Below are 13,787 nucleotides of genomic sequence, written 5' to 3'. Positions count from 1 at the left end.
TTCATCCTCCCTTTCCTTCATCCTCCCTTTCCTCCATTCTCCCTTACTTAGAAACTATGGCGAATTTTAATATAGACAGTAAAAAGGCCCGGACTTACGATGCGATCGTGGTAGGTTCTGGTATCAGTGGCGGCTGGTCGGCGAAGGAGCTGACTGAAAAAGGAATGAAAACCCTTCTTCTTGAACGCGGCCGGAGTGTAGAGCACATTAAGGATTATCCGACCACGAATATGATGCCGTGGGAGTTTGAGCACCGCGGACGTTTGCCCAAGGAAATCACAGATGCAAACCCGATCGTTAGCAAGTGCTATGCATTTGGAGAGTCGTCAGCGCATTTTTTTGTAAAAGACAATGACCATCCCTATGTGCAGGAGAAACCTTTTGACTGGCTCCGGGGATATCAGGTTGGAGGTAAGTCTTTGCTTTGGGCGCGTCAGACACAGCGTTGGAGCAAATACGATTTTGAAGGACCGGCGCGTGACAAGTTCGCGGTTGAATGGCCGATCAGTTATGATGATATCGCACCCTGGTACAGCCACGTGGAGAAGTTCGCCGGCATTACAGGAAATAAAGACGGGCTGGACGCACTTCCCGATGGCGAGTTCCTCCCGCCACACGAGTTGAACTGTGTTGAAAAGTACTTCAAGGAAAAGGTTTCAAAACAATACAAGGACCGGCATATCATCATTGGCCGTGCGGCGCATATTACCGAACCTAAGCAGGTACACCTGGATCAGGGACGTGCCAAATGCCAGCATCGTACGATGTGCGAGCGCGGTTGTCCATTCGGAGGATATTTCAGTAGTAATTCCTCTACCATTCCCTGGGCTTTGAAAACAGGTAACCTCACCTTACGCCCGCATTCGGTTGTCCATTCTATTATTTATGACGACAAGAAGCAAAAAGCTTCCGGTGTGCGCGTGATCGATGCGACTACCAATGAGATGATGGAGTTTTATGCAGATATCATTTTCGTCAATGCAGCTGCATTGAATACAAACCTGATCCTGCTTAATTCCACATCAAGCCGCTTCCCTGATGGATTGGGTAATGATAGTGGCGTGCTTGGCAAGTATATTGCTTTCCATAATTACCGCGCGAGCATTTCTGGGGAGTATGAAGGTTTCCTTGATTCTACCACAGACGGACGCAGACCAAATGGCGGCTACATTCCACGTTTCCGGAATGTTTACAAGCAAGAGACTGACTTTTTGAGAGGATATGCGGCAGGCTTCACAGCTTACCGGCAGACATACAATGATAAAAGTGGCGTCGGCGAGTCGCTGAAAGAAGGACTGCACCAGACGAAATACGGCAACTGGGGAGTAGGGTCGCACATGATGGGCGAAACTATTCCAAAGGAAAGCAACTATGTAGCGCTTGACAAAACGCAGAAAGACGCCTGGGGTATCCCGCTTCTGAAAATCGATGTGAGTTATGACGACAATGACGAGAAGATGATCAAGGATTACATCGAGCAGGTGAGCGAGATGTTTACCAATGCGGGCTTCAAGAATGTGAAAGCACATGACGGAAAACGTAATCCAGGTAATGACATCCACGAAATGGGCGGCGCGCGAATGGGAAAAGATCCTAAAACTTCCATCCTGAACAAATGGAATCAGGTGCACGCCTGCAAGAATGTGTTTGTTACTGACGGTGCAAGTATGACTTCTACTTCTACGCAAAATCCGTCGCTCACTTATATGGCACTTTCGGCAAGAGCTGTTGACCACGCTGTCAAAGAGATGAAGGCGAAAAATTTGTAGTATTTACATTCGATGAAATCGGGCCGGTACAGCAATGTGCCGGCCTTTTTTTGTGCCAAAAAACTGGTTAAACGAGCGCCAATACACAGAAAAGAAGAAAAGAGCGACACAGCAGGACAGTTGTGTTTTCCGGTTTATCTATGATTAATAAAACTTTTAATTTTTTTAATCCAAGACTAAGGGCATCCCAGTACAAAAAAGTCTTTTCATTATTACATAAACAAAGACTCAATGCACGATCCTTTGCTTAACCAGGAACTGAAACGCTCCGGCCCTTTTGTGTCTCTACTGCACGAAGGAAAGAACGATGTGAGTGAAATTGATTCTGCCTCATTTCTTAAACTGACCTTTGAACAAAATCCGGCAAAAGGCCTGGAATTGCTCTTCAAAAGATTCTATAGCCCGCTTTGCAGCCACGCTGTGCGGTTTGTCTACTCCAAGCAACTGGCCGAGGATCTGGTTAGCGAGGTCTTTTTTCAGTTTTACCGTACCAAAGCGTACGAGAATATCAATACTTCTTATACCAGCTATCTCTTCCGTTCTGTACGGAATGAATGCTTTACGTATATGCGGCGGGAGTTTGGTAAAACGGATACACTGGATGCGACAGAGGAAAACACAATATCGTGCTACCAGCAACTGCCCGATGCCGAGATCCATTACAACAACTTGTTTATCAAAGTCAATGAGGTAATCGCCCGGTTGCCGACGCAATGCCAGAAGGTATTCCTTCTCAGCAGATTTGAGAACAAGAAGTACAATGAAATCGCCTCTGAGCTTCACATTTCACCTAAAACGGTGGAAGTACATATATCCAAAGCATTGAAACACCTGCGCTCGGCGCTCCATGGCGAGTGGATGATTTCACTTGGATTGACCCTGTTGAGTTTTGCCTCTTTCTGACGGGCATTGTGGGTTGGTGTTGTACTTCGAAATTCTAGCAAAATGAAAACACTTATATCAAAACATAGCCTGTTTGAATATCTGGCCGGTCGCGCAAATCCATTGGAAAGGCAGCTGATTGAAGACTGGATCATGCAAAAAGAGAACAGCGAGCAATTTTATCAATGGTTAATGGAGTATGAAATCAACCATCCGCAGTTTGCGCCGAAACAGGAGGCTGCGCTTGAAAACCTGCTCAGGCGGCTGGATGAAGATCTTCCACAGCAGGACGAAAGGGAGATTCCGAATACCGCACAGTTCAAATCTGCATTTCAGAGTTTTGGAAACCGCTTCTGGCTTATTGCAGCTTCGGTGATTTTGCTGGTGAGCAGCTGCCTTTGGTTCAGGGAAGATATTCAATACAAAACCTATCAGACCGGCTATGGAAAAACAACAGACATATACCTGGAAGATGGCAGCAAAGTGGCTTTGAACTCCAATTCAAAACTCAAAATCCCGCGATTTGGATTCGATAGGGCAGTGCGGGAGGTAATGCTGGAAGGAGAAGCCGAGTTTTCGGTAAGTCACACAGTGGACAGCAAAAAGTTTATTGTAAAAACATCGGACAAGTTCAAGGTGGAGGTTTTAGGTACCACCTTCTCCGTGTACGCCAGGCCGCGCGGCACCAAAGTATCGCTTACCAGCGGAAGTGTCCGCATTGATTACTCCCGGGACGAGCAGCACAAGAATCTGATGATGGTACCGGGTGATCTGGTGACGCTGGACCGTGCGGGTGAGGTGCAGGTGGCACGGAAGCAGGATATCAAAACGTTTGCGACGTGGAAAGAGCAACGGTATGTATTCAATGCCACTTCAATGCGGGAAATCGCCGCGCTGATCGAGGAGAATTTCGGAGAGAAGGTAACGTTGGCTGACTCCGCTATCGCACAAAGAACCATCACCGGGAATTTCAGGACCAGGAATGCAGAAGAACTTTTACGGACGATCTCGGAAGTGCTCGATATGAAAATCGAGCGTAATGGAAGCACCATCTCTTTAATGAACAACTGATTATCCTTAACCACTTACTTATGAATCTAATGCTATCAGCTAAGCAATGGGTAAGCGTTGGACTTGTACTCATGACACAGGTCCCACGGCAAGCCCAGTCCCAGGTAATTGCATTTGCCTCCGCACCGGCTAAGCAGCACAATGCTTATGCACAAGAGATGAAACTTAAAAATGTGCTTCTGGACTTGCAGAAGCACTATGGAGTTGAAATCGTGTTTGAAGACCGTTTGGTTGGGTCAATCAATGTTGCTGCCAGCGCGCTCGATCTGAGCCAGTCAGTTGAGAAAAACCTGAGCATTGTTCTGGCTCAGAATGGGTTGAAGTATAAGAGGACGAGAAAAAATACATTTGTTATAACAGAGGAAAAAGCCCGGGAGAACGCTTCAAGAGAAGAAAAGACTACATCAGCTGCTTTGCCGGACCAGCCTGTAAATCATGTAGATCCTATAGCTTCCGGTACTGTGCAGCAGGCAGCTGTTGACCGCACGATTAAAGGTAGGGTTTCAGACGAAGCTGGTACGGGGCTGCCCGGTGTTAGTGTCGTTTTGAAAGGTACTCAGAGAGGTACTTCTACGAATGCAACGGGAGAATTCACATTGGATATTCCGGAAGGTGGCAATCCTGTGCTGGTTCTGAGTTTTGTCGGTTACAAATCTCAGGAGATCAGCGTGGGCAGTCAGGCGGAGGTAGCTGTTTCCATGGCGCCTGATGAGAATGCGTTGGATGAGATTGTTGTCGTTGGATACGGAACCGTTAAAAAGTCTGACCTGACTGGCGCGGTAGGGACCATCAAAGGGGAAGTGTTACAGGAGCGGCCTGCTTCTTCGCTGAACCAGGGCCTTTCAGGCCGCATTGCAGGGGTGAATGTATCGTCTAACTCGGGTCGACCCGGCGGACGGGCAAATATCCGCATTCGCGGAGCCAGCTCCATCAGTGTTTCGAATAATCCATTATATGTTATAGACGGGGTGATTTTGAATGCAGTGGATCTTGCAAACGGCAGTACGCCTATTGATTACCTCAATCCAAATGACATTGCTTCTATTGAAGTTTTGAAAGATGCTTCTTCGACGGCTATATATGGCGCCCGGGGGGCAAACGGGGTCATTCTTGTCACGACCAAACGCGGTACTTCCGGCGGTGGAAAAGTAACTTACGATTCTGATTTCAGCATTGGTGTAGCACCGAAGAAGCTGCCGGTACTGAACTCGCGTGAATTTTTGGCAGTGGAAGAACAAGCTTATGCCAATGCGCAGAAGTATGATCCAGTAGGCTGGGCCACAGGTACCAAATACACAGATCCCAAACTGAAGCGCACGAATCCGCTGCTTTTCGACTCGAATGGAAATCCATTGTACGATACCGACTGGCAGGACGAAACCTTCCAAAAAGCATTTACCCAGAATCACCAGCTTGGATTGACAGGTGGAAGTGAAAAAGGCAGTTACGGCGCATTCTTAAATTATCGTAATGAGAACGGTATCGTGCGCGAATCATGGCAAAAACGGTTTGCTGGTCGATTTGTGTTTGATAGCCAAATCAAGAGCTGGCTGAAAGTAGGTGGTACCCTGGGCTACACGGATCAGAATGAAAAGCAAATTGATCAGCTTGGTGGCGGAGGTATAACTGCAATGCGGCAGGTTTTGGAAGCATTGCCGATTATCCCTGTCAAATACCCGGATGGAAAATGGGCCAGTAACCGCGATTACCCCGGGATGGAAGGCGGAGATAGTCCGTTGCGTGTGGCTGCGGAAAGGTTATCTTACCTGAGAACGCAGACTATGCTGGGCAATATGTATGCGACAATCAGCCTGGCACCAGGTCTCGACCTGCGCTCCACAGTGGGTACCAATGTGATCAATCAGCGGGAAGATTACTTCGCTGCCGCTGGCTTGCAGTACATTTCCAACAATGGCGACGCGTCTGTCCGTAACAAAAGATTCAACTCCTGGCAATTTGAAAACTACCTGACTTACATCAGGGATTTTGGTAAAATACATTCCATTAATGCAATGCTGGGTTTATCGTGGCAGCATGTAGACCAGTTTGAAGATCTGGCGCGTAGCCAGAATTTTACGGATACGTATTTCCAATTCAATAACCTGGGTGCCGGTGCTACTGCGCTTGCTCCGTCTTCCAATGCGCTGGCTTATGGTTTAAATTCCTATTTCGCGCGGCTGAATTATAGTTTGCTCGATAAATACCTGGTAACCTTCACAGGCCGGATCGACGGATCGTCGAAGTTCGGGGACGCAAACAGATATGCATTCTTCCCGTCAGCTGCACTTGCCTGGCGTGTTTCGGAAGAGGATTTTTTAAAATCCAACACAACAATCTCCAACCTGAAAATACGCGCTAGCTACGGTGCAACTGGTAACTCGGAAATCCCCGCCTACCGCGCATTGGCCGGTTTGAACAGTTATGATGTGATTTTTGACGGTGCAAGAAGCGTAGGTATCGGAGCGGGCCGTATGTCGAATTCAAATTTGCAGTGGGAGAAAACTCAGCAGGTTGACCTTGGTATTGAGCTCGGCCTGTTCTCCAACAGGGTAAGCTTCGAGCTTGATTTATACAGAAGAAAAGTGAACAAAATGCTTCTCGACGCACCGCTTCCGTGGAGCAGCGGTTATGGAAGCATTTTTACAAATGTCGGAAGTATGGAAAACAAGGGTGTGGAGTTTGCAGTAAACTCTACCAACCTGAAACTGGGTGATTTCTCCTGGAATACCACTTTCAACATTTCTGTAAACCAGAATAAAGTACTGGCGCTTTCAGGAGGCAGTGACATTTTCTCAGGCAACACGGTAGTAAGAGTAGGGGAGCCGGTGGGATCATTTTTCGGGAGGGTGCACCTGGGTACCTGGTCAACTGCGGAAGCAGAGGAAGCAAAACGCTACAATATGCTGCCCGGGGACGTGAAATACCTCGATTTGAATGAGGACGGTACCATCAATGATAACGACAGGACAATTATTGGCAAAGGTATCCCCGATGGTTTTGGTACATTCCTGAACACATTTCAGTACAGGGCGTGGTCGCTGACAGTAGACCTGCAATATATGTACGGAAACGATGTGCTCGACAGAAGTATCCACTCAGCAGAGGACAGGCAGGGCATTGCAAATAGCTATAAAACTGTACTGAATGCATGGACAGAGACTAACCAGAATACACCAATCGCCCAGGTTCGGCCGATCAATGCTTATTATACCACCAATAACGACAGCCACAAAGTGACAGACGCATCGTTTATCCGTGGCCGCAACCTGCTGCTTGCCTATACATTCCCGGCTGATCTGGTTTCAAAGATCAAACTGGACAGGCTACGGGTTTATGGTTCGGTTCAAAACTTCTTCGTGGCTACGAAATACAGAGGCTACGATCCCGAAGTATCGAACTCAGGCTCTCCATTTGACCAGGGTTTTGGCTTATACGATTATCCAAAGCCAAGAGTTTTCATGCTCGGGTTGAACATTGGTTTATAACAATTTGACTCTTATTCTGAAGTAAAATGAATAGACTATCTAAAAGAATCGGCTTGCTCACCACGCTTTTGAGTGTTTTCTGGGCAACAGGCTGCTCTGACTTTCTTGACGAATCGGATCCGAGCAATTTTACAGTGGACAACTATTTTACGCAGCCGGCACACGGCCGGAGTTCTGTAAATGCGATATATGCGCCTTTGCGGGACCCGTTGAACAGCGGCTTTGGAGGCGGCGCCTGGATGATGACGGAGTTTGCGACCGGGCTCGCTGCGACCGATCTGGGACAGGCAGTGAACAGCTATTTCATCAAAGACCTGCGGAATACATCCGATAATGGTTATGGACAAACTTACTGGACTTCCTACTACCGGGGAATCGCCAACGCAAACCTTTCCATTCAAAAGGTGCCTACTATTCCGGGAATGCCTGAGGCTGATGTGAAAAAGCTGCTCGGCGAAGCTTATTTCCTCCGTGCGTTTTACTATTTCAATCTGGTACGTATGTTCGGTGGCATTCCACTGATCACTGAGCCGGTTAACCTGCAATCGGAACAGCTAAGACCTGGGCAGGCAACTCCCGAAGAAGTTTACAACCTGATCGTTTCAGATTTAACTACCGCAGAGGCGGCGGGCTTACCCTGGACGGACAATACCGGGAAAGTGAGCCTGGGAGCGGTAAAATCCCTGCTTTCTCAGGTATACCTCACAATGGCAGGTTATCCATTGCAAAAGGGTGCCTCTCATTATGAATTAGCCGCGAAGAAGGCAGAAGAAGTGATTGATTCTAAACAATTCAAACTCTTCGCGACTTACGGCGATCTGCACAATCCTGGTAAAAAGAATGTGGAAGAAAACATTTTTATGGTCCAGTTCAAAACGCAGATTCTTCCATCCAACTGGCAGGTTTCCATTATTCCGTATAACAAAAACATCTCGCAGTACTCTGATGAAACCGGCGGTATTTACGCAACAGCGGATTTTGTTAAATCTTACGATCCGGCTGACCTGCGTGCCAAGGAGAAGCAATTTTTCTTCACCAAGTTTACCAATGAAGCTGATCGTAGCAAGGAAGTCGACTTGGGTGGCTACTTTATTTACAAACACTTTGACGTCACTGCGCAGACCAGTACAGCCAACAGCGACCTGAACTGGCCCGTGATCCGGTATGCAGATGTGCTGTTGACCTATGCGGAAGCAGCAAATGAGGTAAGTGGTCCTTCGGCGAAAATCTACGACGCCGTCAATGCGGTACGCACAAGAGCACAGCTGCCCGCGTTGGCAGGCCTCACGAAAGATGTACTCCGCGAATCTATCTGGAAAGAAAGATGGTATGAGCTGTGTTTCGAAAACATCACCTGGTTTGACATGGTACGTTTGCGCAAGGCATTCAATGTTACTACGAGGAAGTTTGAGAATTATGTTGGGCACAAATTCTCATACGGGCCAACCGTCACCGAACGTGAGCTGCTGTTCCCGATCCCGACTGCCGAAATGCGGAACAATACGAATTTGCGTCAGAATAATGGCTATTAAGTCGAGACTTTGCATTTAGGTTAATCATTAAGCTTGTAAAAATTGATAGGTTCCTGATCACATTTCAGGAACCTATTTTTGTAAAATACCCTTTGGCATCACTTTTTTGAACTTACGGTTTTCAAACGAACAAATTCATTGACAACTGAACAACTATGAAAAAGACAGTAAATGTTTGGGTGCTGAGCGCAATGGTCCTAACGGGCGCCACGCTGGCAAGCTGTAATTCGCAAGCCGATAAAGAAAGAAAAGAGCTCGCCAATGCAGAAGAAGAGGCACTTGAAGCTGCTGAGCAAACTTCGGTAGCCGGTGACACCAGTAAGGAAGAACTGGCCGATGCAAAAGAAAATTTGCTGGAAGCGAATGCCAAATTGAATGAAAAGCAACAGGATTACCTGAAATCGCTGAAAGAGCGTGAAGCAAAAATCCAGGAGCGGATTACCAAGCTTGACGAGAAACTCAAATCGGCGGACGGAAATTCCAAAAAGCGCCTGACCGAAAGGAAAGATAAGTTTACAAAAGAACGCGACTTACTTCAGGCAAATATCCTCGAAATGCAAAAACCAATGGAAGATAAACGTCTTGAAACTGTGCAGAAGGAAGTACAGCAGCGCGTTGTTGCCATTGATAAGGAGCTAAGCCAGCAGGATTAATTTTGCGAAGCTTTCAAAAAAGTAAAGGCCGGTTCATCGCCGGCCTTTACTTTTTTGAAATTGCAATCCAACTTAGATAAAACGGTTGATCAGATTTTCCAGATGTTCTTGTCTTCCGGAAGTAATGGCCGGCTCGCCATTTGTTGCTGCCAGATCAAAAAGATCTTCCAGTTTCAATGCGCCTTTTTCAAATTCGGCACCTTTTCCGCTGTCAAAGCTGGCATATCTGTCTGTACGGATCTTGTCGTATTCGCCATTCTGGATGATTTTGTCGGCAACTACCAATGCTCTTGCTACGGTATCTACGCCACCAATGTGCGCATAGAATACATCTTCCATATCTGTCGAGTTGCGGCGACGTTTTGCGTCAAAGTTGATTCCGCCACCTTGCAAGCCGCCTGCTTTGAGGATTACCAGCAATGCTTTGGTCCATTCTGCGATATCGTTCGGGAATTGGTCAGTATCCCATCCATTCTGGTAATCTCCGCGGTTAGCGTCAATTGATCCCAGGATACCTGCATCAGCTGCAACCTGCAATTCGTGCTCGAAAGTATGTCCGGCCAAAGTAGCGTGGTTTACTTCCAGGTTCAGCGCGAAGTCTCCCAGTAAATCGTGCTGGCGAAGGAAGCCGATCACGGTCTCCGCATCGTAGTCATACTGGTGCTTTGTAGGCTCACAAGGTTTTGGCTCAATGAAGAATTTACCTTTGAATCCATTGGCACGCGCGTAAGCGACAGAAGTTTTAAGCATTTGTGCAAAATGCTCCTTCTCTCTCTTCATGTCGGTATTCAAAAGCGTCATATACCCTTCGCGACCGCCCCAGAAAACGTAATTCTCTCCGCCCAATGCGATCGTTGCGTCCAGCGCCATTTTTATCTGTGCACCTGCGTGAGTTACTACTGCAAAGTCTGGGTTGGTAGACGCGCCGTTCATGTAACGGTGGTGACCAAACAGGTTAGCAGTACCCCAAAGCAATTTAACACCCGATTCCTTCTGCTTCTGGCCGAGGTACTCGGTTAAAGTCTGCAGACGTTTTTCGTTTGTTTTAACATCATCTGCATAGTCAACTACATCCACATCGTGGAAGCAATAGTAAGGCAGGCCTAGTTTCGTGATCAGCTCAAATGCCGCGTCAGCTTTGTCTTTCGCACGATCCACCGCGTCTGATTTCTGATCCCATGGATAGAATAGGGTAGGACCTCCGAATGGGTCGAGGCCCGAGCCGCAGAACGTATGCCAGTAGGCCACTGCAAACCGAAGGTGCTCCTTCATGCTTTTCCCCGCGATAATGCGGTTTTCGTCATACCACCGATATGCCAGCGGATTATCCGTTTCGGGACCTTCAAAAGCGATTTTCCCGACTCCTTTAAAGTACTCCTGTTCTCCGAGTAAGATGCTCATTTTAACTATAAGTGTAAGATTGACATTTTATAATACAATACTATTACTTTTTTCTGAATTTATTGTAGTCTAAAACAAAAAGAGGAGCAGAAATGAATTCTGCGCCTCTCGAATAAGATATTTTTTTGATCTCAGAAAAACTTGGCTCTGTTGTCTTCGATCTTCGCATGCTCACGAATTGCTTCGTTTACAAGGTATGACATTCTGCTTTCAAGTGATTGTGTCAATTGTGTCTTGTACTGTGTGAAGTCCGCAATCTTCGGAGCTTCTGTTTTATTAAGAAGTTCAACAATGAAAACCCCGTTTTCACCAGTAAATACATCTGACTTCTGTCCCGGCTTCAAACCGAAAGCTTTACCTAATGCGATCGGATCGAAACCTGCGCTTGTAAGGAAACCTGTTGCGAGTGAAATATCATTTGCAGATTCAACCAATGCACCTGCGCCATACTTCTTGGCAATTGTGTTCAGGTCTCCGCTGGCGCCTTTCAACTTCGCGGTGATCTGTTCTGCCTTGATCTGATTTCTAACCTTCGTCGTAAGTTCGTCACGGAAATCGGCCACTTTCACTTCTTTTGCGTCAGACTTGCCAGTCAGCACTGCTACTACATATTGTTCCTCTGTTTCAAAAACAGGCGAAATGTCATTTACGTCAGAATCATTCTTGAACGCCCATCTCACGATTTCGCGTCCATTCTGGATTGCATTGATATTGGTAGCTGATTCAGGAATGCGGTTGGCAGTAGCAACTACCAATGCTTTGTTTTCTTTCACAGCCTTCTGGAATTGTTCCCTTGTTTTTACGGAATTAACAAACTCGTCTGCTTTTCTGTAAGCTTCGTCACGTGTCGCCTGGCTTGGTGCGATGGTCTTTCCAATTGCGGCAATGTGGTATAATGTATTCGATTTCGGATCTGTTACTTTAATAATGTGGAAACCGAATTGGCTTTCAACTAATCTTGGGATCAAACCTGGTGCAGTGGCAGAGAAAACAGCGTCTTCAAATGGCTTCACCATTGCGCCGTTGTTCTGGAAATAGTTCAGGTCACCACCGCGCTGTGCAGAACCCGGATCTGCGCTGGAAGTAGCTGCAAGTGCTTCGAAGTTCGCGCCTGCCTTGATTTGTGCAAGAATACCTTCCGCTCTCACACGGGCTGCTGCCTTAGCAGAGTCAGATTGGTTTTCAGGACGGATCAGAATGTGACTTGCTCTTGCAGAAGCTACGGTATCCTTTCTGGTACCGCCGTATTTATAGATGTAATAGGTATTTCCTTCGCGGTACGGTCCGTAAACACCACCTGGCACGAAAGTCTTCACAGCTTCTTTCAATTGGTCCGACATGTTAGCCAGCGACATGTTGATCGGTAGCGGAATGTCTGAATTCATGCTTGCAAATGCAGAATCATTTGGTGCAGACGCCAGGCCTCTCGCGAGTTCTTTGATTTCAGCGTAAAGCGCCGCGCTGTCGTCTTTTGCCGGCTGAACCGGGAAAGTTACATACTCGATAGAGCGGGTATCTGTTCCTTTATATTCTTTGCGATGCTTGCTCAGGTATTCTTCAAGCTGCGCATCAGTTACTTTAATGGTGGTATCAACTACCGAGAAATAAGGTACATACAGATAGCGCAAATCGGCTTTGGTATTTTGTGCTACGTATTCTTTCTCAGCCTGCGCTTTCGGAGTGTAAGTAGAAAGTCTCAGCAGGTTTTCATATTTGGTGCGGGTGCGTTCTTCACGAAGGCTGTTTTCGAAGTTCTCCCACGATTTCTGTTGTTCGATCGGAAGTGTTTTCAGGTTTTTCAGATAATTGATAACGGCGTTTTTATCAAATTTGCCCGTTGTAGGATCTGAAAAAGCTTGCAAAATCGAGGGGCTGATGTGATTTCCCTGTACCATATCGTACAGTTCATCATCTGTCACAGTAAGACCGAGCTCATCAAATTGTTTCTTGTATGCAATATCAACCACAAACTGGTTCCAGGCCTGATCTCTCAGTGAAGCCAGCTCATTTTCATTCAGGCTGCGGCCCGACTGCGCTTCATAGTTCTGGCGAAAGCCGTCTACCCTGCTTTGAAAGTCCTTGATATTGATTTCTTTGCCGGCGATCTCACCTACAACCTGATTATTACTTCCGCCCAGCATTGAATTGGGACCTAAAAGATCGCCCCCAACCATAAAAAGAATTAAACTGACAGCGATTACCGTCACGGCAACCCCGGATTTCTCTCTGATCTTGTTAATTAAAGCCATTTTCTCGATTCAAAATTAGTGCGCAAAATAAAATCTTTTCTTCGTGGAAAGCAAGAGCTTACATTCCAATTTCAAGATAATGAATGCGATGTGATTTGCTGCATGTAAGGCGGGTCCGAACGGTGGAATTCAGTACATATGTTTCAGATTGAAAGCATAGAGGATTGCCATAAAAGTACTGATCAGAACGCCTGCCATCGCAGTGATTACTCCGAGCCAGCCGCCGATCAGGAAAAGCGGCGCGAGGAATGCAACTCCGATGCCCGCCAAATAAAGGTAATATCCCTTTTTTTGAAGGTTCCACATCAGGTAAGCGGCATACAGAGATAACGATTCGAAGATCAGCATGATAATGGCTCCCGTTTTGATCGATTCCGGCGTAGTTTGCTCGATTACCGCTTCAAACATCTTGTCCATTGTCTCGGTATCGGCGGTTGTGTTTTGCCTGTCCACACTCTCTCTGACCGTCTCAAATGTTTCCCGGGTCCTGTCCGCCATTATTCCCGGGCTCCAAAGTCTTTCTGATTGTGTCCAAAGCCCTGAAACAGAGCTCATGAAGGTGAGGAAACACAAAATTGTAAGGAAAGTCGGACGTTTTACGGGATCACTCATTGAGTATGATAATCAGCAGATCAGTTCGTTCTGCTTTGTAAAATTTGCGGATTTCGATGAAAACACCAAGGCGATTTGAATATTCTTACAGGCAAATATACTTTTGTCCTTTCAGTCTGACTCAATACATAAC

General features: G+C 46.7%; 9 protein-coding genes. 6 read left to right on the top strand and 3 right to left on the bottom strand.

All coding sequences use genetic code 11. The annotated features are described in order from the left end of the window. Window positions 1–56: 56 nt before the first annotated feature. From Q369_RS0102610 to Q369_RS0102585, 6 genes are all read left to right on the top strand, one after another. Window positions 57–1,769 (top strand): GMC oxidoreductase, encoded by a 1,713-nt coding sequence (locus Q369_RS0102610; RefSeq protein WP_031526189.1) that lies wholly within the window; start codon window positions 57–59, stop codon window positions 1,767–1,769. A gap of 231 nt (window positions 1,770–2,000) precedes the next feature. Beyond that, complete coding sequence (locus tag Q369_RS0102605; protein WP_035332839.1) at window positions 2,001–2,672, top strand: RNA polymerase sigma-70 factor; 672 nt, start codon at window positions 2,001–2,003, stop codon at window positions 2,670–2,672. 42 nt (window positions 2,673–2,714) lie between these two features. Further along, a complete protein-coding gene (locus Q369_RS0102600) occupies window positions 2,715–3,722 on the top strand; it encodes a FecR family protein (protein WP_031526185.1) in 1,008 nt (335 codons plus the stop codon). A gap of 20 nt (window positions 3,723–3,742) precedes the next feature. Next, complete coding sequence (locus Q369_RS0102595) at window positions 3,743–7,207, top strand: SusC/RagA family TonB-linked outer membrane protein (protein ID WP_031526183.1); 3,465 nt, start codon at window positions 3,743–3,745, stop codon at window positions 7,205–7,207. 26 nt (window positions 7,208–7,233) lie between these two features. Continuing rightward, window positions 7,234–8,739, top strand: a complete 1,506-nt coding sequence (locus Q369_RS0102590) for a RagB/SusD family nutrient uptake outer membrane protein (protein WP_031526182.1) — start codon at window positions 7,234–7,236, stop codon at window positions 8,737–8,739. A 155-nt stretch (window positions 8,740–8,894) separates the two neighbouring features. Further along, complete coding sequence (locus tag Q369_RS0102585; RefSeq protein ID WP_031526180.1) at window positions 8,895–9,392, top strand: hypothetical protein; 498 nt, start codon at window positions 8,895–8,897, stop codon at window positions 9,390–9,392. 72 nt (window positions 9,393–9,464) lie between these two features. On the opposite strand, the gene xylA is transcribed toward Q369_RS0102585, so the two are convergent. The 3 genes from xylA to Q369_RS0102570 all read right to left on the bottom strand — a co-directional run bounded on the left by xylA (window position 9,465) and on the right by Q369_RS0102570 (window position 13,597). After that, a complete protein-coding gene (xylA, locus tag Q369_RS0102580) occupies window positions 9,465–10,793 on the bottom strand; it encodes a xylose isomerase (protein WP_031526178.1) in 1,329 nt (442 codons plus the stop codon). Between the two features lie 131 nt (window positions 10,794–10,924). Then, window positions 10,925–13,042, bottom strand: coding sequence for a peptidylprolyl isomerase (locus Q369_RS0102575; protein WP_031526177.1), 2,118 nt, complete (start codon window positions 13,040–13,042; stop codon window positions 10,925–10,927). 129 nt (window positions 13,043–13,171) lie between these two features. After that, on the bottom strand, window positions 13,172–13,597 hold the full coding sequence (locus Q369_RS0102570; RefSeq protein WP_031526175.1) for a hypothetical protein: 426 nt from the start codon (window positions 13,595–13,597) through the stop codon (window positions 13,172–13,174). Between the last annotated feature and the right edge of the window lie 190 nt (window positions 13,598–13,787).

The sequence above is a fragment of the Dyadobacter crusticola DSM 16708 genome, from assembly GCF_000701505.1.
Lineage (GTDB): Bacteria > Bacteroidota > Bacteroidia > Cytophagales > Spirosomataceae > Dyadobacter > Dyadobacter crusticola.
The sequence above is the reverse complement of the archived record's forward strand: the minus strand, read 5'-3'. Positions and strand labels throughout refer to the sequence as shown.